The 23,109-nt window shown below is 60.1% G+C and carries 18 protein-coding genes; 12 read left to right on the top strand and 6 right to left on the bottom strand.

The genetic code is table 11. From position 1 onward, the window contains the following. Positions 1–59: 59 nt before the first annotated feature. Positions 60–947, bottom strand: coding sequence for a spermidine synthase (locus ACP3RB_RS08595; protein ID WP_426699049.1), 888 nt, complete (start codon positions 945–947; stop codon positions 60–62). 92 nt (positions 948–1,039) lie between these two features. Between ACP3RB_RS08595 and ACP3RB_RS08590 the strand changes: the two genes are divergently transcribed. Both ACP3RB_RS08590 and pta read left to right on the top strand, forming a co-directional pair. Then, entirely contained in the window at positions 1,040–1,663 is a 624-nt protein-coding gene (locus tag ACP3RB_RS08590; protein ID WP_426699048.1) for a GNAT family N-acetyltransferase, read from the top strand. Between the two features lie 192 nt (positions 1,664–1,855). Continuing rightward, complete coding sequence (gene pta / locus ACP3RB_RS08585; protein ID WP_426699047.1) at positions 1,856–3,946, top strand: phosphate acetyltransferase; 2,091 nt, start codon at positions 1,856–1,858, stop codon at positions 3,944–3,946. Between the two features lie 146 nt (positions 3,947–4,092). Here the strand turns inward: pta and ACP3RB_RS08580 are convergent, their stop codons facing one another. Next, positions 4,093–4,530, bottom strand: coding sequence for a hypothetical protein (locus ACP3RB_RS08580; protein WP_426699046.1), 438 nt, complete (start codon positions 4,528–4,530; stop codon positions 4,093–4,095). A 322-nt stretch (positions 4,531–4,852) separates the two neighbouring features. On the opposite strand from ACP3RB_RS08580, the gene ACP3RB_RS08575 reads away from it, so the two are divergent. The 7 genes from ACP3RB_RS08575 to ACP3RB_RS08545 all read left to right on the top strand — a co-directional run bounded on the left by ACP3RB_RS08575 (position 4,853) and on the right by ACP3RB_RS08545 (position 14,735). Next, the gene (locus ACP3RB_RS08575; protein ID WP_426699045.1) at positions 4,853–8,083 is read left to right on the top strand and encodes a DUF3427 domain-containing protein; all 3,231 of its coding nucleotides are present in this window, start codon (positions 4,853–4,855) and stop codon (positions 8,081–8,083) included. Between the two features lie 425 nt (positions 8,084–8,508). Further along, the gene (locus tag ACP3RB_RS08570) at positions 8,509–9,240 is read left to right on the top strand and encodes a DUF6318 family protein (protein WP_304191699.1); all 732 of its coding nucleotides are present in this window, start codon (positions 8,509–8,511) and stop codon (positions 9,238–9,240) included. Between the two features lie 536 nt (positions 9,241–9,776). Further along, a complete protein-coding gene (locus ACP3RB_RS08565; protein ID WP_426699044.1) occupies positions 9,777–10,439 on the top strand; it encodes a hypothetical protein in 663 nt (220 codons plus the stop codon). A gap of 448 nt (positions 10,440–10,887) precedes the next feature. Next, the gene (locus ACP3RB_RS08560; RefSeq protein WP_426699043.1) at positions 10,888–11,325 is read left to right on the top strand and encodes a metal-sensitive transcriptional regulator; all 438 of its coding nucleotides are present in this window, start codon (positions 10,888–10,890) and stop codon (positions 11,323–11,325) included. A gap of 63 nt (positions 11,326–11,388) precedes the next feature. Continuing rightward, positions 11,389–11,604, top strand: a complete 216-nt coding sequence (locus ACP3RB_RS08555) for a heavy-metal-associated domain-containing protein (RefSeq protein WP_044150011.1) — start codon at positions 11,389–11,391, stop codon at positions 11,602–11,604. A gap of 29 nt (positions 11,605–11,633) precedes the next feature. Further along, positions 11,634–12,020, top strand: a complete 387-nt coding sequence (locus ACP3RB_RS08550; RefSeq protein ID WP_314608681.1) for a chorismate mutase — start codon at positions 11,634–11,636, stop codon at positions 12,018–12,020. A gap of 324 nt (positions 12,021–12,344) precedes the next feature. After that, positions 12,345–14,735 carry a heavy metal translocating P-type ATPase gene (locus tag ACP3RB_RS08545; RefSeq protein WP_426699042.1) on the top strand — a complete coding sequence of 797 codons (2,391 nt, stop codon included), beginning with the start codon at positions 12,345–12,347 and terminating at the stop codon, positions 14,733–14,735. Between the two features lie 246 nt (positions 14,736–14,981). Here the strand turns inward: ACP3RB_RS08545 and ACP3RB_RS08540 are convergent, their stop codons facing one another. The 3 genes from ACP3RB_RS08540 to ACP3RB_RS08530 form a co-directional block, all read right to left on the bottom strand. Then, positions 14,982–15,638 carry an NAD(P)H-dependent oxidoreductase gene (locus ACP3RB_RS08540; protein ID WP_426699041.1) on the bottom strand — a complete coding sequence of 219 codons (657 nt, stop codon included), beginning with the start codon at positions 15,636–15,638 and terminating at the stop codon, positions 14,982–14,984. A 125-nt stretch (positions 15,639–15,763) separates the two neighbouring features. Further along, a complete protein-coding gene (locus ACP3RB_RS08535) occupies positions 15,764–17,200 on the bottom strand; it encodes an MATE family efflux transporter (protein WP_426699040.1) in 1,437 nt (478 codons plus the stop codon). A 72-nt stretch (positions 17,201–17,272) separates the two neighbouring features. Continuing rightward, positions 17,273–17,665 carry an RNA-binding S4 domain-containing protein gene (locus tag ACP3RB_RS08530; protein WP_060824177.1) on the bottom strand — a complete coding sequence of 131 codons (393 nt, stop codon included), beginning with the start codon at positions 17,663–17,665 and terminating at the stop codon, positions 17,273–17,275. 325 nt (positions 17,666–17,990) lie between these two features. Here ACP3RB_RS08530 and ACP3RB_RS08525 point away from each other — a divergent pair, with 325 nt between their 5' ends. From ACP3RB_RS08525 to ACP3RB_RS08515, 3 genes are all read left to right on the top strand, one after another. Then, entirely contained in the window at positions 17,991–18,905 is a 915-nt protein-coding gene (locus ACP3RB_RS08525) for a UDP pyrophosphate synthase (RefSeq protein WP_311452000.1), read from the top strand. Between the two features lie 211 nt (positions 18,906–19,116). After that, positions 19,117–19,740, top strand: coding sequence for a TetR/AcrR family transcriptional regulator (locus ACP3RB_RS08520; RefSeq protein ID WP_426699039.1), 624 nt, complete (start codon positions 19,117–19,119; stop codon positions 19,738–19,740). A 112-nt stretch (positions 19,741–19,852) separates the two neighbouring features. Continuing rightward, positions 19,853–20,962, top strand: a complete 1,110-nt coding sequence (locus tag ACP3RB_RS08515; RefSeq protein WP_426699038.1) for a sucrase ferredoxin — start codon at positions 19,853–19,855, stop codon at positions 20,960–20,962. A 188-nt stretch (positions 20,963–21,150) separates the two neighbouring features. Here the strand turns inward: ACP3RB_RS08515 and ACP3RB_RS08510 are convergent, their stop codons facing one another. After that, positions 21,151–22,824: an NAD-dependent succinate-semialdehyde dehydrogenase gene (locus tag ACP3RB_RS08510; protein WP_426699037.1), complete on the bottom strand. Its 1,674-nt coding sequence runs from the start codon at positions 22,822–22,824 to the stop codon at positions 21,151–21,153. Positions 22,825–23,109 lie beyond the last annotated feature (285 nt).

Raw genomic sequence — 23,109 nt, 5'->3', positions numbered from 1 at the left:
AAGCCCCCACCAAAGTCACTAACCTATGGTCGAAAAACTTAAGTCATTACTGAAAACCGTTACCTCACGAACTGGCGCACCCGCGCGGTGTCCCAGTACTGGGCGGGCACGCCTCCACCCATGAGCTCACGGGCGATAGCGGCAGCCTGCACGGAACCAGCCTCGGGCAGGGGCGCGTGCGAGCCAGCAATAATGACGTTGCCGCGGCGGCGGCCCTTCAACATTGCCGAATCCGCCACAATGCACACGTACTCGAACACCTCAAGCAGGGCGGACGCCTCCGCGCGGGCACCGGTCAGCGCAGGCCCGTCACCGCAGTTCAGGATGTACAGGCCACCGGGTGCCAGCGACTCGGCGACGGTGCGGGTGAACTCGACGGTGGTGAGCGCCTCGGGCGTGGTGTCCCCGGCGAACACGTCACGAATTAGCACGTCGCGGGAAGCGGGCGCGAAGGTTGCGGTGACGGCACCTGCCTCGCCCACGCGAATCTTCACGCGCGGCGCCTTGGGGATGTCGAACCAGGCGCGCACACACTCGGCGAGCTTGGCATCCAGCTCAACAACCGTGTTGCGGCTGGTCGGGTACAGGTCAGCGAAATAGCGCGCCATCGAGCACGCGCCGCCGCCCAGGTGGGTGATGCGCAGCTTCGCGGCGTCCAGGTGTTCCTCCACATGCGAGGAGACGACCGCCGCGATCCAGCGCATGTACTCAAAATCCAGCTGGCGGGGCTCACCCACAATCACGTGGGAAGACTGCACACCATTAATGAGTAGCAGCCAGCCGTCGGCATGGTAGCCGTCAGGGACCAGCTCCGCCTCACCCGTGGAGATGGGGTACACGCCTGCCGCCGCGCCCTGCACGGGGGTGTTCTCGGTATCGTCGATGCGGTTCTTCTGCTGCTTCTGCGCCTTTTGGGACTTCTTGGGTGCCCTGCTCTTTTTCGCCATACCCACTAGCCTAGCCGACAGCCCGCACGCCCCTAGCGTACACACCCGCAAGGAACCGCCTCCACAGGGGCCAGCTGAGTAGACTAGAACCCATGGGATTTGTATGTCAGGGCCGCTACGCGCTCGCACCAATTGAACCGACCGACGCCGAAAAATACGTCAACCTGCAGCTGGACTGCATGGAGCAAACCTACGACCCGATCTACTTCGACGCGCTCGGGGAAAGCTTCACCGCCCGCCACCGCGCCGAACGCAACGAATACCTCGAAGACTTCCACCGCCACCTCTCCTCCCCCACCGTGCGCGGCTTCTTCGCCTATGAGGTGCCCGGCTGGACCCCCGACGGCGGGCTCTCCTGCTCCATCGGCGTACGCATCGACTGGGATAAGCCGGTCGGCCTGGCGCTCTCCCTGTGTGAGCCCTCCTCCTGGGAACTCGAACGCGCCGAGTCCCTCCCCGAACTGCCCGCAGGCACCCGTAAACTCGCGCACCTGTACACCCTCAACCACACGCACGGCACCGGGCTCGGTCAGGCACTCTACGAATCCATCATCTACCCGGACGAAAACTCCTACCTGTGGGTCATGGCAGAAAACGAACGAGCGCTCTCCTTCTACGAGCGGCTCGGCTACCAGCGCAACAGCATCGAATTTGAGGCACGCGGCATCTGGGCGCCCGGCCACAGCGTACGATACACGCGCATCCTCAACCCCTAAACGGCACGCCACAACAGGGAAACAGCCCGCCCACATGACGCAGCGCACCGCACACCCTGTTAGGCACCACCCCCACAACGCCTTAAGATAGAAGAGACCTATAAGCTCGACGCACCCGCGCACAGGAGCACATACACCCCTGCGCAACCGCGGGACCCAGCGCCGAACATCGCATAGAAGGACAGTAAAACAATGACCACCGGTCTTTACCTCTCCGCTATGTCCCAGAACTCGGGCAAGTCCCTCGCAGCCCTGGGCCTAGTAGACTCCCTCATCAAGCGCGCAGACCGCGTCGGCTTCTTCCGCCCCGTATTCGACGGCGCAACCATCGCCGACGACCCCATGGCACGCCTCATCCGTGAGCACTTCGGCCTGACCGAAGAGCAGGTCGGCGGCGCAGTCTCCATGACCGACGCACTCGCACTCATCGCAGAAGGCGACACCGAAGAAATCTCCGCACGTGCAGTCTCCGCCTACGAAAAGGTCGCAGCAAACAGCGACGTCGTAATCGTCGACGGCGTCTACCTGCCCGCCAACGCGCTCTCAGTCGAATTCGACCTGAACGTCCAGATCGCACGTGACCTCGGCCTGCCCGTCGTCGCAATCGTCGGCGCACAAGAAGCAACCGTCGAAGAAGCAGTCACCGCAGTCGACGTGGCACGCACCGAACTGCTCGCCTCCAAGGCAGACCTGCTCGCAATCATCGTCAGCCGTGCAGAACCCGAACTGCGCGACGAAATCGAGAACTCCGTCAAGCGCGGCGACGCAAACCTGCCCGTCTACGTACTGCCCGAAATCCCCGAACTGAACGCACCCACCGTCGGTGAAGTTGCCGAAGCCCTCAAGCTCGACACCGAAGGCATCAAGGCAGAAGACCTCGGCCGCGACATCCACGGCATCAAGGTCGCAGCAATGAACGTCTCCAACTTCCTCAACCAGTTCGTCGACGGCGACTTCGTCATCGTCCCCGGCGACCGTGCAGACATCGTCGCAGCAACCCTCGCATCCGCACTGGCACCGACCTTCCCCGCGCCCTCCGGCGTGCTGCTCACCGGCGGCCTGGACGCACTGCCCGGCAAGAACACCGCAGTCGGTTCCCTCATCGACAACGCACCGTTCCCCGTGCTGTCCACCACCAAGGACACCTTCAAGTCTGCACGCGCAGTCTCCCGCGTCCGCGGCACCCTCGAAAGCGGCCACCAGCGCAAGCTTGCAGCAGCAATGGGCGGCTGGGATGAGTATGTCAACAAGGACGAACTGCTCGCACGCCTCGAAATTGAGCGCCCTGCATCCATGACCCCGCTGCGCTTCCTGCACAACCTCATCGAGACCGCACGCGCAAACCGCCGCTCCGTGGTCCTGCCCGAGGGTTACGACGTGCGAATCCTGCGTGCATCCGAAATCATTGCACGCCGCGACTTCTGCGACCTGATCCTGCTCGGCAACCCCGCCAAGATTGCAGAGATCTGCCGGGCCGAAGGTATCGAACTGCCCAGCTCGATCCGCATCATCGACATCGAAAACAACGAGTACACCGAGGACTTCGCAGCAACCTACGCTGAGCTGCGTGCACACAAGGGCGTCACCATCGAGGCCGCCCGCGAGCGCATGACCGACCCCTCGTACTTCGGCACCATGCTCGTCTACAAGGGCATCGCCGACGGCATGGTTTCCGGTGCAGTGAACACCACCGCGAACACCATCCGCCCCTCGCTCGAGTTCATCAAGACCCGCCCCGGCACCAAGATCGTCTCCTCCGTCTTCCTCATGCTGATGGAAGACCGCGTTCTGGTCTACGGCGACTGCGCAGTGAACCCGAACCCCAACGCAGAGCAGCTCGCCGACATCGCAAAGGCATCCGCGGAGACTGCACGCCAGTTCGGCGTCACCCCCAAGGTTGCTATGCTGTCCTACTCGACCGGCACCTCCGGCGCTGGCGCAGACGTGGACGTTGTGCGTGAGGCAACCGAGCTCGTGCGCGCTTCGAACCCCGACTTCGCGGTCGAGGGCCCGATTCAGTACGACGCCGCATCGAATATGTCCATTGCGTCGACCAAGCTGCCCGGCAGCGAGGTCGCTGGTCAGGCTACCGTGTTCATCTTCCCCGACCTGAACACCGGTAACAACACCTACAAGGCTGTTCAGCAGTCTTCGGGTGCTGCCGCTGTGGGCCCGGTTCTGCAGGGTCTGCGTAAGCCCGTGAACGACCTGTCGCGCGGTACCACCGTTGAGGACATCATCAACACCGTTGCGATCACCGCAATTCAGGCACAGAGCCTGTAAGGTGCACGCGGCGCTGTAGCGTGAAGGCTGCGGCGTTCCGTTGATATAGAAATCTCCCGCACTGGGGGGCATGCCGTGAAGGTGTGCTCTACCCGGTGCGGGAGATTTTTTGTAATTACAGGGTTTCTTGTAGTGCCATTCCCCGGTTAGTCCTTGCGGGTGCGGCGGAGGCGCACATAGTTAATCACGCCAATACCAGCCATACCCACGGCGGTCAGCACCGGGCCGAGGGCGGGCGGGAAGAGCCAGGTGAGCCCCGCCTCCACGGTGTAAGCGATGAGGCGGCAGACAAGGTAGGCACACGCCGCCACGAAGAGGGCGTAGGCGACGATGATGCCGACCGGGCGGGGCTCGTAGCCTTCTCGCCGGGCGCGTAGAGCGGCACCCAGGGCGTTACCCAGATACAGGGCGAGAGCACCGACGACGACAGCCGCGGTGAGGGCACCGTCAAGGAGCGTACGCGGGGTCAGCGGGGCGGTGCCTGCCTCAGTGAAGAGGTTGAGGATGCGCACCCCGGCGTAGGCGTAGCAGAAGATGGCTGCCGCGCGGATGGTAAGGGGTAGGTTGGTCCAGAAGGTTTTCATGCGGCCCCTTTCGAGGTGGAGGGCGGGCTTCTGTCTGAGTGTTACCCCAAGGATACCTAAAAACACCGGCGTGTGATGCGAATCAATAGCATTGCGACTGGTGAATGTTGTTCATGCAGGGCGCTGTTTTTATTGCGCCGAGAAGCCACATGTGTTTCGAAAAGCAACATGTTTGGTGGCTTCTCGAAACACATGTGGCTTTTCGAGGAAAATGCGGGGCAGGATTTTTGTAATTACAGGATTCCGCCGCCAACCACCCCTACCCCGTGAGCCGGTGACCACCCAGGCAGCGGCAAACCGCCCGGGCTGCTAGGCTGCTGCTATGACCGTAACTGACGAAACTCTCCCCCTGGGGCTCTACGAACACCTCAAGAGCACATCGCTCATGGGCCGCGCCATCCCCGAAGGCGCGCAATGGCAGGAAGAAATCCTCGAAAAGGACGACTACAACATCCCCGAACTGCTCACCCAGTTCTTCGCCACCCAGCTGGCTCCCGCCCTCGAAAGCCTCAAAACCCCTGCAGACCAGGTAGAACTCGTCAACCGCATGATGGAGCTCCTACCGCAGGATGCCGAAGAGCAGAACGACTCGTTGCTGACCGATAACGACAGCAACGTAATTCAGATGCGCGAGCTCACCCTCACTGACGCAAAAACTACGCGCCCCGATATTCCTCTGAGCGACGTTGCTCTGATGACGAATACTTCTAAAGACCTGAATCTCAATACTGAAATTCAGAAAGAATTAGAAAGTGCAGACCGTGTAGATTTGCTCTGCTCATTTCTTAAAATGTCCGGCGTTAATAGTTTGAGTGAGCAGCTTAAAGCTATTAAAAATCGCGGTATTCCTTTCCGCATTATTACCACCACCTACATGGGCGCAACCGACCGCAAGGCTATCGACCGCCTCGTTGAAGAGTACGGCGCCGAGGTAAAAATCAGCTACCAGGGCGACAGCACCCGCCTGCACGCGAAGGCTTGGCTGTTCCACCGCAATACCGGCATGTCCACCGGTTATGTAGGTAGCTCGAACCTGTCCAGTGCCGCGCTCACTGACGGCCTGGAGTGGAATGTTCGCATCTCTAACCCGATTACGCCCGGCCTGATCCGCCAGTTTGAAGGCCTGTTTGAAAGCTACTGGAAGAGCGGTGATTTCACCTCTTACACCGCCTCTGACAAGGAGAAACAGGAGCTCGACACTGCCCTGGCCAAGGCGGATATTACCGGCCGTAAAAGCAAGGGCCTGGAGTACGATATCGACTCGTCCCTGCTGGATGTGCACCCGTTCCCGCATCAGGTGCGCATGCTTGAAGAAATGCAGAACGCTCGTTCTAAGGGTCGTCACCGTAACCTTGCCGTTGCCGCAACCGGCACCGGCAAGACCGTGTTCTCCGCCCTCGATTACAGGCACCTCTGCGAGCAGTCCGGCAAAAAGCTGAAGCTACTTTTCATTGCGCACCGAAAAGAAATCCTCGACCAGGCGCGCCGCACTTTCGGCGACGTCATGCTTAAAGGTAATTTCGGTGAACTTCTGACCGGAGGCAAAAAGCCCGAATATAACGAGGCTGTTTTTGCGACCATTCAAACTTTGTCAGGTGCTGCCCTTGAGAATTATGCGCCGGACTATTTCGACGTCATCATCATGGATGAATGTCACCACATTGAGGCCGCCAGCTGGGATAAAGTTTTTAACTATTTTGAACCCCGCGAATTCATTGGCCTGACCGCGACCCCGGAGCGAGAAGACGGGGTGAACATCGCCGACAAGTACTTTGGCGGCTACGTGGCGACCTCCATCCGTCTGTGGGATGCACTCGAAGACAACCTCCTCGTGCCCTTCCAGTACTTCGGTATTGCCGACGGCACCGACCTGCGTCGCGTCAACGTTCGGGGTGGCCAGTACGACGAAACCGACCTGGAAAAGCGGTACACCGACCATAAGGATGCTGAACGCCGCCTGCGCATCATCGTGAAGGAGCTACGCGAGAAGGTCGACAACCCCCTGCGTATGAAGGCGCTCGGCTTCTGCGTGAGCGTCAAGCACGCCAAATACATGGCCCAGAAATTCAACGAAATAGGACTCCCGGCAGACTGCTTGGTGGGTGCGGATTCCGCCGAGCGTCGTGCCAAGGTTATGGGGAATCTTGCGGATGACAACCACGAGCTGACGACCATCTTCACCGTGGACCTGTTCAACGAGGGCGTCGATATTCCGAACATCGACACGCTCCTGATGTTGCGCCCCACCCAGTCGCTCACCCTCTTCCTGCAGCAGCTGGGCCGCGGCCTGCGCCGTGCACCGTTGAAGTCTGTTCTGACGGTCCTCGACTTTGTGGGACACCAGAACAAGAACTTCATGATTCACAGCAAGTACCGCGCTTTTGCGCGACAAGGTGCCCTGACTGTGGATGATATTAAGAGCCCTGAACTACCGGCTGGCTGTCACTTCCACCTGGACGAGCTGACTCAGAAGCAGGTCATCCAGAAGATTCGCGAGTCCCTGCGCATGAATCAGAGCGCCCTCATCGACACCGCAAAGAGCTACCTGGAAGATATGCACCGAAACTCCACGGACCTCGATATTCGTCCCACCGTCATTGACTTCATCAACCACTACGGATTGGGACTACCGCAGATTTACGGCCGTAGCAGTAAGGTGACCCTGCCCGGTGTCGCTAAGCCCGTCGCAACGACCTGGACCAGCCTCCAGGCTGCAACTGGGCTGTACCCCGACCTGGTAGTTCCTTTCCAGGACAATATTTCTCTCGAAGTGAATAGGCGCGTCAAGGCACTCAGACACGTGAACGACAGCTTCCGTATCAATGCCTACCTGGAGCTACTGAACACGGACATCCGGGAGCAGGATATGACCGATGAACAGCGCCGCTTCGCATGGATGCTTCTGTTCTCTATCTGGCCGAATGCTAAGTGGGTAGGCTCAACCGAAAGGTTCAGCCTCAACGAAGGCCTGGCGACTCTGCGCAAGAACCGCGGTATTCTGCAGGAGTTGGAAAGCGTCTGGAACTTTAACGCCGCTACGGATACCGCCTCCACCCTGCCGCTCTTTGAGGGCGAAGATATTCCCCTGCGCACTCACGCCTACTACTCTCGTGAGGAGTTGTTTGCCGGGTTGGCGGGTCAAGAGGAAAGTTTTGGTGTGCCAACCGGTTTCCGAGAGGGAGTCAAAACCTTCAACTCGTCAAACACTACTGCGCTTGTGGTGAATTTGGAGAAGTCTGAAAAGCATTTCTCCCCAACCACCATGTACAAAGACTACGCCATTAGCACTGACGAGTTCGCATGGGATTCACAGAACGCAACCACCCCCGAAAGTCCGACGGGTCAGCTCTTTCAGCATCATGAGGAGCAAAGCCGACGCATCGTTCTTTTCGTTCGCCGCAATCAAAAAGACGCTATAGGCACCCGCCCCTACATGTGCTTGGGCACCGTGAAATACATTTCTCACGAGGGCTCTAAGCCGATGCATATTCGCTGGTCGTTGGACCGGCCGATGCCGGCGTCCATGTTCCAGATCGCAAAGATCGCCTCGTAGGTCGTAAATAACCGCAGCAGGCGGCCCCGGATACGGATGTGTTCGGGGCCGCCCGCTTTACCGTGCAGTGCCGAAAAATTGTGCCATAGGTTAGTGTCTTTGGTTGTAGTTAAAAACCATGGCAGAAGACGCTAAACCATGGCACAAATTCTGCTGAGACGGCACCTCCGCGGGCGCAGAGATATTTGATGCATAAAGCAATGAAATATCCGAATAGTGATGTTTAGCCGCTGTTGCACCCAAAAGAATGCAAACGACCGCAAACATGCGGTAGGGTGGTAACTGTAGTACTCAATAGCGCGTTGATGCGCTTGTTGGACGCGCTACGGGGCTGTTTTTCTTCCGGCAGTCAGTTTGACCTGTGAATAACGGTCCGACTAGTAACTGAATAACACACCATCACCGACAATAGGAGCGTATCTTCTATGGATTCGACCATTTTTAATCGCCGTACCCTGTTGGGCAGCGGCGCACTTGTGGGCCTTGGTGCCCTGCTTGCGGCGTGTGGCCAGCAGGCAAATAACGAGGCGGCAGCCACCGCCTCCGCCGCGCCGAGCGAGTCGCCTTCGGCTACTGCAGCGGCGTCTGGCTCGCCTTCGGCGAGCGCTACCCCCTCTACCGTCCGCGGCTACTCGGGTGGCTCAAAGGCGCCTGACGGGGAGTACCGCAAGGCCGATGCAAAGGGGCCAGCACAGAACGTTCCCAAGCCTCCGGAGCGCAAGCAGTACCCTGAAACTTTTGAAGGTCTTGCAAATATGATGAGTGACTGGGTCAAGGCTCGCAACTACGGAATTCAAACTGGCGATATGCACTATGCTCGCGCATACGTTGAAGATACTTTTAAGATTGGTATCGATTTCTTCGATTTCATTGAAGATTTATATCGACAAGGGGGCTGGGTCGTCGAAGGTCTTTCCGATTACCAAGCTGAAAGCGATCTGATCTACGACGAAAAAACTAAAGAGTATTCAGTTCTCACTAAACGCATATGGACTTATGGGATGTACATCAATCCAGACGGAAGCTGGGAGGAGAAGGAAAATACCTACCACAAGGATGAAACCTTTATGTTTCGTTATAAATACCTAAATGGCTACTGGTCTCTTATTGGGTATGTTTCCAATCAAGAACTCCGAGAACAGGGAGTTATCAAGTAATGCAATCAATTATGCGTAAAAATATAGCCACCATTTCTGTAATTTTATTATTGTGCTTTCCTCTAGCCTCCGCGCATGCATTAACTGAGAACTCTAATCCAAACGGTCACGGTATTGTAGATTCTTCTCAACCGAATAAGTCAACACGGTATAAAGGAGGGAATACCGAAGAAGGTGTCCACACAGAAGATAACGCTTCACACCAGAATTTCCCTATTCAAGAAACAGCAAACCAGCTTGATGATGAGGCTGTTAGGCAAGCACGAATCGCGGAGTTTAATCAAAAATATTCACAGGTTATAGATAACGCAGGTAACACATATTATGCCCCCAAAGACGGAAGCAACAACTGCCTCACTGATGATTACCGCCCTGGTGAAAGTGCCTATTCAGAATATAACTTGGAGGATGGATTGGCTGTGCAGACATTAAAAAGAGGGGGTGGGTTTGAACTATCAAAGTTCTGTAAACCTAATGATGCTAAAACCCTCACCTCGAATGACCCAGCACAGCCCAAGGGGCCCACTATTGAGGAAATGCTCCAAGAAGTTGAGGACCAATTCGCTAACACCAACATCCAGGCTCCTGTTTTGAAGCAGTCCTACAACCTCGGCACCGGTCTGAGCGAAGACAACCCCAACGTCTACAAGGGCGACCAGGTCAACTTCTACGTCGACGCACCCACCGCACGATGGGAAGGCGACCTCATGATCGGCCACGTAGAGATGGAATCCTACCCCACCCAGATGACCGTCCAGTACGGCAACGGTGACGAGGGGACGTCGTACACCATTGGCGAGCCCATCTACCCGAAGTCAGGTTCAAAAGCGCGACCGACTGCGACCAGTTATGTGTATAAGCGTTCGGGTAACTTCCACGCCTACGCAACGGTTTCTTATGCTGGCCGGTACCGTGTTAATGGTGGTCCGTGGCAGGCTATGCGTACTGTCGTTAAGAAGGACACTGCTGAACCTTTGCTGATTCGTGTGTGGTGGGTTGATGTGGGACGCGTAGCCGGTGACTGCAGCTACGATGATACTCGCTGGGGTTGCAAGAACGATCCAACCATGGGCAAGCCGGACAACCCGAACCCGCGCCTGCGCAAGGCCGATATTCGTACCGGTCAGCGTTGGCACCTGAACGATAACGGTGACGGGGATACGGAGTATTCGTTGCACCGCGACTGGCCCGACATGTAAACCACTTCTAACCCAACATATAAATAACCGCAGCAGGCGGCCCCGGATGTTTGAACGTTCAGGGCCGCCTGTTTTTTAGACAGAGGTTTTCGATAGGTTAGTGTCTTCGCCGTGGGTCTTTAACCCGCGTTAAAGTCACTAACCTATCGGCGCCCCTCCACACGGACAGAAATTCGGTAATGGGATACGGATTTGTGCCATAGGTTAGCGTCTTTGGTCGTAGTTAAAAACCATGGCAGAAGACACTAACCTATGGTCCAATTTCTGCGGGGAGGTACAGCTCCTTCATATCGAAAAGCCACATGTGTTTCGAGAAGCCACAATAATGGTGGCTTTTCGAAAGACATGTGGCTTCTCGGCGTAAAAAGCCTCGGCATGAAAACCCACACCGCGTAATAACTCGTAACACCCCCTTGCGGTATACCCCCCTAGGGTATATACTGGAGTCATGAAAACCACCAGCAACCAGTGCTGCCACAGCACATCCGCCCAGGTCAGCACCGCATCCGGCATGCCCGCCGAGAACCCCGCTGAAAAACCCGCAGAGGCGCACACCGGCGCATGCTGCGGCGGCGAGGCACCCGAAACCCAGTACGGTTACGCCTCCAATAAAGAGGCGCACCTCAAGCGACTGCGCCGCATCGAGGGGCAGGTCCGCGGTATTGCCCGCATGGTCGACGAAGACAAGTACTGCATCGACATCCTCACCCAGGTTGCCGCAGTCTCCAAGGCGCTCCACGCCGTCTCCCTGAACCTGCTTGAAGAGCACATCGGCCACTGCGTGACCGGCGCCGCCGTCGAATCCGAACGCACCGGCGACCCGACCATCGCAGAAGCCAAGGTCAAAGAGGCAACCGCCGCGATCTCCCGCCTCATGCGCAGCTAAACGCCCCGCACCTAAACACCGGGCGGACCCAAGTTTTCAACCTATTACCGAAAGGAAATCATCATGAGCACCACCACCGTTAAGGCAACCGGCCTGACCTGCAACCACTGCGCTATGAGCGTCAGCGAAGAGGTCAGCGAAGTTCCCGGCGTGACCGGCGTAACCGTGGACGTCGTCAAGGACGGCGTCTCCACCGTAACCATTGAGCACGAGGGCACCCTCAACACCCAGGCCGTCGCAGACGCTATCGTGGAGGCTGGCTTCACCCCCGCTGTCTAGCGCGGCAGCCGGCTCGATTAGGAGTCATCATGGCTTATCCTCCGCAGTACATTGCGATGATTGTTGGCGCGGTCCGCACCCTTGTCGGCACCGAAAATATGCACCTGCGCGACGCGATTGCCCGCGTTGCCAGGCAGATGAATCTGGATGCGGCGCTGGTCGATTCGTGGGTGAAGCAGAGCCCCGAATATACGGCGCGTGAAGACGCGACCGGTGCCGCGCGACGCAGCGGCACGAGCGCGAATAAGCGTTCCGCCGAGCACGAGCAGGGCGTGAAGGCGCGCGAGAAGGCGAACGCTTCGCCGTTCCCGCGGGCTACCGTGAAGCGTGCGTACGGTGTGTCTGATCGTGGCGCGAAGGTGACCGGTATTCGCCCGCACACGAGCAGGCCGGATGGGCTGCCCGGCGACCACTAAGCCGCCGCAGCATTACTCGCGCCGCCGCTTTCACAGCCTCGCGGTTTTACCCGCGGCTTTCGCCCTCGCGCGCTCGACGCCGCATCCTGATACTGCACCATACACCGTCCGGGGCGGGGTCCTTCGGGACCCCTCCCCCGGCTTGGTGTACCTTTTTTCTACCCTCCCGTTTTTGAGTTTTGAGGAAGTATTGTGTCTTCTACACAGCCTTCACTAACCACCCGTGAGCCCTCATCACAGAGTGAGCGCTCTCTTTTTAATTCCGCCGGAACAACCGTAAAATCAACGGAGTCAACCCGAATCATCCACGTGGATATTCAGGGTATGACCTGTGCATCCTGTGTGGGTCGCGTGGAGCGTAAGCTCCGTAAAATCCCCGGTGTTGACCCGGCGGTGAACCTGCCGCTGGAGTCGGCGCGCGTCATCGTGCCCGAGGCTGTGAGCGACGAGCAGATCGTTGAGACCATCAACAACGCCGGCTACACGGCGCGCCTCAAGAACGGGCCGCGCGCGGGCGCTGGAACAAACGCGAGCGCATCCGGCGGCGGCAACCATCACAGCACTCCGAGCATGAATGGCGGCTTCACTGACCGCATTATTTATGCGGCGATTTTGGGTGTGCCGATTTTCTTGATTTCGATGTTCCCGTCGTTCCAGTTCCCGAATTGGGGTTGGGTTGTGGCGGTTCTGACGGCGCCGGTTGCGTTTTGGTGTGCTGCGCCGTTCCACCGGGCGGCGCTTATTAATGCGCGTCATGGCTCGTCCACGATGGATACGCTGGTGTCTCTCGGCGTGGTGTTGGCGTATTTCTATTCGCTGGCGCAGCTGCTCATGAACCCGGCGTTGACGGCGCATGCGCATCATGCGGGCGGTAGTTTCTGGTCGATGTTTACCGGCAACCATGCGCCGCTGTATTTTGATTCAGCGTCCATGGTGACGCTGTTCTTGCTGATTGGCCGCGCGATTGAGCACCGTACTCGCGATCGTTCTTCGGAGGCGCTGCGCACCCTGCTGAGCATGGGCGCGAAGGAGGCGACTCTGCTGCGCACCGATAAGCAGGGCGTAACGAAGCAGGTGCAGGTTCCGGTGGAGGACCTCATGCCGGATGACCTGTTCTTGGTGCGCCCGGGTGAGAAGATTGCCACGGATGGTGTGGTGGTTGAGGGTACCTCCGCGGTGGATGCGTCCCTGCTGACCGGCGAGTCTGTGCCGGTGGAGGTGCGTCCGGGCGATACGGTCACGGGTGCGACGGTGAATACGTCTGGTTCGTTGACGGTGCGTGCGACCCGTGTGGGCGCTGAGACGACTCTGGCGAAGATGGGTGAGCTGGTGGCGAGCGCGCAGGAGACGAAGGCTCCGATTGCTCGCTTGGCGGATCGTGTTTCTGCGGTGTTTGTGCCGGTGGTTTTGGTGATTTCGGCGCTGACCCTGGTCGGTTGGTGGCTGGTTTCTGGTGACGGTGCGGCGGCGTTTAATGCGGCGGTGACGGTACTGGTGGTGGCGTGCCCGTGCGCGCTGGGTTTGGCGACTCCGACGGCTCTGTTGGCGGGTACGGGTCGCGGCTGGCAGTTGGGCATTTTGATTCGTAATGCGCAGGTGTTGGAGGCGACGAGCACGGTTGATCGCGTGGTGCTGGATAAGACCGGTACGGTGACGACTGGTGAGATGTCTGTGGCGTTCTACGGCACGTTTGGTGACTATGAGTCGGCGGGTAATTTTGCCGGTATTTCGCCGGAATCTGTCGGTTCCAAGAATGAGCGTTCCCTGTCTGTTCTGCGTGATGCCGCCGCCGTGGAGGCGCTGAGCGAGCACCCGATTGCCCGCGCGATTGCCGGTTTTGCCCGTGAGCAGGGCCTGCTGGCTGAGGGTGCTTCGGCACCGAGCGTGAGCGGCTTTGAGGGTGTTCCCGGAGGCGTGCGCGGTGTGCTGAGTGGCGCGGGTGAAGGCGCCGAGTATGGCACCTCCCAGCTGGTTGTTGTGGGTACTCCCGAGTACCTGCAGGCGGCGGGTGCGCAGCTGAGCGAGGCTCAGTTGGCTCTGCTGGATCAGGCTCGCCGGGCGGGTCTAACGACGGTGGTTGTCGCCCGCGGCGAGGCCCCGAATGACGACGTGCTGCACGACGAGGCCCCGAACAGCACCTCCGCTCTGCAGCCGGTCGGCATGATTTCGGTTGCCGACACCCCCAAGCCGGAGGCGGCAGAGACCATGGCGCAGCTGCGTGAGCTCGGCATGGAGCCGATTCTGCTCACCGGTGACGCCCCGCAGGTTGCGCAGGCAATCGCCTCGCAGGTCGGTATTTCGGCTGAGAACGTGTACGCCGGCGTGACCCCGGAGGGTAAGTCGCAGGTGATTGAGAAGTTGCAGGCTGCCGGTCACCGCGTGGCAATGGTCGGCGACGGCGTGAATGACGCCCCGGCGCTGGCTCTTGCTGAGCTGGGCATTGCGATGGGTTCGGGCACGGACGTTGCCGCAGAGGCAGCCGATATTGTGCTGACCCGTTCGGATGTTGTTTCAGTGGTGACGGCGCTGCGTCTCTCCCGCGCTACGCTGCGCACCATTAAGTCGAACCTGTTCTGGGCGTTCGCCTACAATTCGGCGGCTATTCCGGTTGCCGTGGCGGGCCTGCTGAACCCGATGATTGCGGCTGCGGCAATGGCGTTTAGTTCGGTATTCGTGGTGCTGAATTCTATGCGTCTGACGGCGTTTAGGAAGTAACGCCCTGCCGTTATACAGAATAAATTGCCAGAATGAATTACCCTGTGCGATTTAAAACGAAAAATTCAAAAGTATATCTCACCGTGCTTTTCGCGCGGTAAAAGATATAAAGAAATGCACCGCCCGTGTAAAGGCGGTGTATTTTTTTATATTCAGTTTTCACGGGCGGCAGCTTGAACGTCTAGCTCAAACGCCCCGCCCGAAAGCCCGAGCTCAACACCCCGCGCCTAAAAACCGGGCAGAACCTTACGCCCAGGTCACCAGGTCCTCGATGGAGCGGCGGCTCTTCGGCGTGATTTCGCGGGCACGGTAACCGAAGGTCACAGCCACGGACACGCCGTACTCTTCCGGGTCGAACAGACCGGCAGAAGCGAGCAGCTCGTTCACTGCTTCGTAGTTCATACCCTCAATGGGGCAGGAGTCGATGCCGAGCATTGCGGCGCCGGTCATCATGTTACCCAGGGCGATGTAGGTCTGCTTGGATGCCCAGTCGAAGAGCGCGCGGTCGCTTTCCAGAACCTTAATGCAGTTCTTCTGGAAGTCGCTGTAGCGTTCGAGTGCGGCCTCCATCTGCTCCTCGGTGAGGTTGCGGCCTTCGAGGGTGCGACGCATCCACGGGGTGTCGTAGCGCAGGCCCTTCTTCGCGAGCAACACGACCAGGTGGCTTGCGGCATCAAGCTGACCGACCATGCCCCAGGCGATCGGCTTGAGCTTTTCGCGCAGTTCGGGGTCCTGGATGACCAGGAACTTCCACGGTTCGGTGCCGACGGAGCTGGGCGACAGGCGCGCAAATTCGAGGATTGCGGCGAAGTCTTCGTCACTGATGCGGCGGTCGGGATCGTAGGCGCGGGTTGCGCGGCGGCGGGCGAAAATTTCGAGGGCTTCTTCGCGGGTTACGGTCACGGTTTCATCCTTTGTATGAGGGTTTCAATACCCCGTCATGCTACACCCACGGCGGGTGTGGGCGGCCTAAATGTGAGCCATTACGCCCAGAGCACGTATGCGCGAAGCAGTCAGGCTCGAAGGGTTTAGGCGCCTGCTTTCATCCACACATCCGAGGAGGCGCGGCGACCGAAAATGACCGCGCGGATTCCCTGGAAGTACAGAATATACGCCGCCCACAAGCCGCAATACCCGGCGAGCGCATCCATGGCACCGGCACCGACCGCCCAGTGCAGTCCGAGCATGACGGGCACGTACATGACGAGCATGATGAAGCAGCCGATTGCCAGGTATTTCACGTCCTGCGCGCCCATGAGGATGCCGTCCAGGGTGAACACGTAGGCGGCGATGGGCTGGCCGAGCGCAATGATGACGGTGGCGATGGTGAAGAGGAACGCCACCTGCGCGTCCTGGGTGAAAATCCAGGAGCCGAAGAAGCCGATGAGCGGGCAGATTAGACCGGTGATGACACCGTAGATGAGGCTCATGCGCAGCAGCCGGTTTTTCAGCTGGCGCACCTTCACGCGCTCGGATTCCACAGCCAGGTCGCGTTCGCCAAGTTCCTTGCCGAGTAGCGCCTGCGCGGCGATGGCGAGGGAGTCCAGGGCGTAGAGGAAGAGGTTAAAGACGCCCATGCCGAGCTGGTAGGCGGCGGTGTGTTCGGTACCGAATCGCGCCACGACGAACACGGTCAGCAGGGAGGCGATGCGCATGGACAGGGTGCGCAGCATGAGCCAGGAGCCGAGCGAGAGCACCGAACGCATGCCGGCAGTATCGGGTGCCCAGCGGACGGCGTGCTCGCGGGTGCCGCGCATCATGACCGTACCGAGTGCGGCAGCCATGCCCCACTGGGTGAGGGAGGTGCCGGTCGCCGAACCGGCGACACCCCAGCCGACCGGGTAGATGAGTAGCCAGTTCAGCGCAATGTTGACGAGCGTGCCGACTGTGGCGACTTTGAGCGGGGTAACGGTGTCTTGCAGCCCGCGGAGCGTGCCGACCTGCGCGAGGATGATCATCATCGGCGGGATGCCCCAGAGCGAGTGATGCAGGTAGTCGAGGGCGTAGCTGATGGTTTCGTCGGTTGCGCCGAGGCCGCGCAGCAGCGGGTCTGCAAAGGCGTATCCGGCGATCATGAGGAGCATGCCGAGGCCGAATGCGACCCACACGCCGTCCACGCCGATCTGCCAGGCGCGGCGCAGGTTCTTCTCACCGAAGGCGCGCGCCACGGCGGGCGTGACGGAGTATGCGAGGAAGTTCATGAGGCCCACGACCGTGGTGACGAGCGTGGCGGCGATGCTCATACCGGCAAGTTCTGCCTTGCCGAGTTGGCCGATGAGGGCGGAGTCGGTGAGCACGAAGATGGGTTCGGCGATGAGCGCGCCGAAAGCGGGTACGGCGAGCGCAAGGATGCGCCGGTTCAGCGAAGGTTCGGCAGTGTTCGCGGTGGCGTTCACTGCGTTCTGACCGGGCGCGCCGGGTTCGGTGCTACCGGGTTCAGTATTCTGGTGCTTCTGTGTGCTCATCCCTCTAGGCTACTCCCCGCCGCCGCCGCGGGTGCCTGCGCGCGGGGTGGGTTGCACTCCGTGAGATGCGCTTTAGGCGCCTCGGCCGCGGAGTTCGTCAAGGGCTCGGCGTTCCTTCTTGGTGGGGCGGCCGCTACCTCGTTCGCGTTTGGCGACCGGCGGCATGGAGAGGTAGGCGGGGCGCGGGCCGGAGAGGTCTTCGTAGCAGGTGACGGCGATGGGTGCACCTACGCGTTTGACGAGGAGCTTTTCAACTTTGAAGACGCGTTCCCAGCCGGGGTAGCGGACCTTGACGATGTCGCCTTTTTTGAGTTTTTGGGAGGGCTTGGCGGGTGCGTCGTTGACGCGCACGTGGCCGCCTTTGCATTCGTCGGCGGCGAGGGAGCGGGTCTTAAAGATGCGCACCGACCAGAGCCAGAGGTCGAGCCTGGCGCTGGTCAGGGTGGTGGTGTCTTCTGCGGTCATGTGTTCATTGTGGCGCGAGGAGGGCGGGGCACCAAATCAGGTGCGCCCGCCTACCCGTCCTGCGCTTGCGCTGTTTTCGCGGTGATTCTGCAGTAATTCCGCCGTATTTTTGCCGGGGCTGAACCGTGACCCGCGCAAACCCACCATGCGGCAGAAAATTTTCTAGCGCACGCACCAGCCTATTGAGCGCCAACTAGCCTCCACTAGGGGTATTGTTAAGTCACCTTCTCAAGAAGTGTTCTCAAGGCCACCTAGTTCGCGTGGCCTACGGGGGGGGTTGTGGCCGCGACGCCACGGGCTCCCCGCAACAGATTGGAGACACACCATGTCTAACCACCGCCTAAGCTCTATCGGCAGTGCAGCGCCTACCCGCCATACAGCACCTACCGGTCGCACAGCGTCTACCGGCGCAAGGCGTAACTTTGCGCGAGCTGCCGCCGCAATCCTGCTGGGCCTCACGCTCTCCTCGTGCTCTTTCGGTCCTACGTTGGAGAAGGATGAAAGCGCCCGCGCTATTTTCGACGTAGAAAATGACCGGGTGATCCTACCCCTGGACGCATACGACACCACCGGCAAGGACGAATACTTTACCAAGGCCCTTGAGCTCGCCCGTAAAAAGTGCTTTGCCGAACACGGGCAGCACTACAAGATGTTTGTCCGCACCGAGGGATCCGGCAGGAACCTCGGCAGGACCTACGGAATCTGGAACGTTGAGTACGCCCAAAAGTACGGCCTCCACAAGAGCGAAGACTCGAATACGCTGGATCTGTCCTCCCCTGCGCCCTCATCCGACCCTGGGAAGGATGTCAGCACCGAATGCTATCAGCGCGCCAGCGATGAGATGAAGCAAATTGGAGAGATACCCTTCGGAAGCAGCACGTTTACGCGTTTGGAGACCGACGCCCGAAATGCCGCAGGCGATAGGCAACTCAAAAAATCTCTCGACGACGAGTGGAAGCGATGCGTCAAGGATAAGGGCCTCACCCCCGATAGTGAGGTGACCGTTAAGGAAGAAAAGAATATTCGTCAGAGCACCGTCGCCTCCGAAGAAGAAATTCGAATCGCCACCATCCAGGCACAGTGCAATCAGGATGTAGGCCGCTCGCAGAAGCTCTACGACCTGGAGGCGCAGTACCAGAAGCCGCTCGTCGCCAAGAACCAGGCAGCCCTGGAGAATGAGCTTAAAGAATTCAAGCGCCGGGACGAGCAGTTCAAGCAGTACGTCCTCGACAACCAGTAACAGCGCATAACAGCCGGTAATAGTCGGTATGCCGAAAGGGTGTGTGCCGTGTTCAGTGAACACGGCACACACCCTTCTTACATTGCACCGGCAGCCTAGCCCGCGGCGCTTATGCCTCCACCGTTGCGGGGCGGCGCTCCTTGTTTATAAAGTCACAAAAAGAACTTCCATTGTGTTTGTAAGTTTTGTGCCCACTCCCTAAACTGGAACCATGCCCCGACTAACAGACGCCACCAAAGCCGCACGCCGAGCCCAAATCATCGAAGCCGCCGTTAGCTGCTTCCTCGAAAAGGGCTACACCAACACCTCCATGAGCGACATCATCAAAGCCTCCGGGCTGTCCTCCGGATCCATCTACTCGCACTTCTCCGGCAAAGAAGACATCCTCATCACCGCCATCAACGAGCGCCTCAACAACGTCAAGGAGCTCTACGAAACACTCCCCGAAGGCGCAGGCCCCCAGGATATTCTCGAAACCATCCACACGAACCAGCTGGTAAACGACAATTTCTCTGCCATGCTGCGCATCCGCCTTGAGTCGCTCCACGCACCCGAAATCGCCAGGGCAACCGCGGACATCATGCCCCTATTGCAGGGCATCATCGTCAAGACCCTCACCCCCTGGGCAGCTGAACAGCTGAGCGTTCTGCACGAGATCAACCCCGACTCGGCGCAGCGCACCCCCGAACAGGAGGCACTCATCACCGACTACGCCCGCGACACCGCGGATGCCTTCATGATGGTCTTCCAGGGGTACATGCTCCGCTCCTTCATCGGTAACACCAAGGAAAAGGACCGCCTCTACCGCATCGCTTTGGCACTTCTTCCTGAGTAGTTGACCGCCCAATAGTCCCTAAAATCACCCTGATACGGTTGTTTTTCAGAATTTAGACCGCGCAGGGGCAACATAAGTCATTCACATCCTGCAGGCGTAGAATCGAGGAACTATGACTGAATCCTGCACCCCCGCAACCCCTGAGCCGCGCGCCGACAACCCCGCAGAGCTGAAGAATCTGCGCGCCGCACACGCAGACGAACTCTCCTCCCGTACCCGCGCCACGAGCATTCCGGCGGACTCCTGCTCCCTCTATGACGACGAGGCACTCGGCGGCACTGCCGGACGCGCCACCGCCTGGCTGGCGCTCGAACACGTGGGCCAGTGGGGCCGCGACGTGCTGGACGGCTCCGCCCTGGGCGAGGAACTCTCTGCCGCACTGGGCGAGGCAGTCTCGCAGGCGGGGTTAAAGTTCCTGCTCATCCGCCAGGCGGGCAGGGAGGGGCGCGTACTGCACGGCGCGCCGGATGCATCCGGCAACCCGACCCACCGGGTACTCTACGCGCCCTGCACCCCCGGTGAGGAGAAGCTCTACTCGTTCAGCGTGAGTACCCCCGAGCAGCTGCTCGACCTGCCGCTGGACAACCCGCAGGAGTTGATTCAGGCGACCGGAGCGGAGCTCATGGACTCCCCCGCCATTCTCGTGTGCACCCACTCTAAGCGTGACCGTTGCTGCGCACTGCGCGGCCGACCCATTGCGGCGCACCTGGCGGATATCCTGCCGGGTAATGCGGTCTGGGAGTGCTCGCATACGGGTGGTCACCGCTTTGCCCCGGTCGGCATTATGCTGCCCACCGGCTACACCTACGGTCGCCTCTCGGAGCCTTCGGCGCTGGCGGCGTACCTGTCGCTGGCGGGCCGCGATATTCCGTCGCTGCACGGTCTGCGAGGCCGCAGCACGGATACCCCGGTGGAGCAGGCGGCGGAGGTTGCCGTGCGCCTCGAACTGGAGAAAAAGGGTGAAGAAGTAACCTCTGGAGGTTTGGTTTCACGTGAAACATCGGCAGCGGAGGCGCTGAGCGCACTCCGCGAGGCGGGCATTGAGCCCCCGGCAGATACCGCCGAACACCCCGATCTGGAGGCGGCACTCACCTCCCACACTGACGGACGCACCTGGGTCACCTTCTTCGAGCGGGTCACCCTGGAGCCGCGCCCCAACTCCTGCGGCAAGGGTCCCGCAGATGCTTTCAGTCGCGAGCTGCTGGCACTGCATCAGCTCTAATCTCTGCACCAACTCTAGGTAGCGTCAGCTCTAACCACTGCGTCAGTTCTAGCACCCGCGCATAATCTAGACAGCACGAAGCCCCGGTGGGCACCTTCTCGGGTACCCGTCGGGGCTTCGCTGTATCCAGGGTTCACAGCATCCAAAATTCGCCGTATCCAGAGTTCGGCGTAGCCGGGACCTCAGACTTATCCGGCGAACGGGTTCGGCGCGCCGATGTACTGCAGCTCGGTGTACTCTTCCAGGCCCTCGGGGCCGCCCTCGCGGCCCATGCCGGACTGCTTCACGCCGCCGAAGGGGGCTGCGGCGTTCGAGATAACACCCGAGTTGTAACCGATCAGGCCGAACTCCAGGCCAGCCGCCATGCGCGTAAAGCGCGGGTGGTTGCTCGTGTACACGTACGCCGCCAGGCCGTACTCGGTGTCGTTGGCGAGCTTCAGGGCGGCACGTTCACCTTCCTCGCCGTAGCCGCTGAACGTGGCAATCGGGGCGACGGGGCCGAAGATTTCTTCACGCCACACGCGCATCGAATCGGTCACGCCGGTCAGCACGGTGGGGCGAATGAAGTTGCCCTTGTTGAGGTTCCTGGGCATGCCGCCGGTGTTGCCGTAAACCTTCGAGTCCAGCTCGGGAATGTAACCGCCGCAGGCGAGGAGCGCGCCCTTACCCAGGGCGTCTTCCACCATAAAAAGCATGGATTCAACCGCTGAAGGTTGAATTAGCGGTCCACATTCGGTTCCATCGATGACTCCGTCACCCACGACGGTCGCCTCCATACGCTCAACGAAGGCGCGGGTGAATTCTTCGGCAATATCCTCGTGCACGATGATTCGGTTAGCGGCGGTGCACGCCTCGCCCATGTTCCTCATCTTCGCGGCGTAGGCGCCCTCCACGGCGGCGGGGATGTCCGCGTCCTCAAAGACGATGAACGGTGCGTTGCCGCCCAGCTCCATGGAGGTGCGCAGAACGTTCTGCGAGGCCTGCGCGAGCAGGGTGCGGCCCACGGCAGTAGAGCCGGTGAACGAGACCTTCCGCAGGCGCTCATCAGCCATCAGGGCGGAGACAACCTCGCCGGTGCGGGAGGTGGTCACCACGTTCAGCACGCCGTCCGGCAGGCCCGCCTCACGCATCAGGGAGGCGAAGTACAGGGAGCTGAGCGGGGTCAGGGAGGCGGGCTTGAGTACCGCGGTGCAGCCCGCCGCGAGCGCCGGGGCGACCTTGCGCGCCGCCATGGCGAGCGGGAAGTTCCAGGGGGTGATGAGCAGGCAGGGGCCGACGGGGCGGCGTACGGTGGTGATTTGTAGCCCGGATTCGGGGGCGGTGGCGGTGCGGCCGAAGTTGCGGGCGGCTTCTTCGGCGTACCAGCGCAGGTAGTTCGCGGCGTAGGCGACCTCGCCGCGGGACTGGTCGAGGGGCTTGCCCATTTCGAGGGTCATAAGCCGGGCGATGACTTCGGTGCGCTGCGTCATGAGCGTGTAGGCGCGGTTGAGGATGTCGGCGCGTTCGCGGACGCTGGTTGCCGCCCAGGAGGTGCGGGCGTCGCAGGCGGCGTCGAGTGCTTCGATGCCCTGTTCGACGCTGGCGTCGGCGACGTGCGCGAGGATTTGGCCGCAGGAGGGGTTGTGCACGGGGAAGGAGCCGTTGTCGCCGGTGACCCAGCTGCCGCCGAGGAGCAGGTCGGTGGGTACGTAGAAGAAGGGGTAGGAGGGCCGCTCGTAGGGGTCGATGGGTTCGAGCTGCGGCATGTTGAAGCTGTGCATGTGCGGTTCGGTGCGGCCTCGCAGCTGGGCGGACTTCGCAGCGGGCTTTGCTGCGGGATTCGCAGCGGGCTTCTCGGTGGAGCTTTCGGGTGAGGTGGTCATGGCGTGCCTTTCGGGTTGGGGCGGCCGGTGCGGTCGACTCTGACGCTTTTAATTCTAGTCCCGAGTTGGTTCTCATTCCCGGGCACGCCGAAGGGGGCCGCATCCGCGTTGGATACGACCCCCTTCGGGTAGATTCCTCGGGTAGATTCCTCGGGTGGATTCTCGCTCGGCGCGCGAGCGCCTAGCGAATAACCATGGGGCTGAGAATTATGGAAAGCGTTGCCCGGAAGGGATGCTCGGTGTTGCATCCGCTCTGCCCGGTACCCGCGCCTTCACCGCTTAGCG

The organism is Rothia mucilaginosa (genome assembly GCF_049990865.1).
Taxonomy (GTDB): domain Bacteria; phylum Actinomycetota; class Actinomycetes; order Actinomycetales; family Micrococcaceae; genus Rothia; species Rothia mucilaginosa_I.
This window is presented reverse-complemented; position numbering and strand designations above follow the sequence as displayed.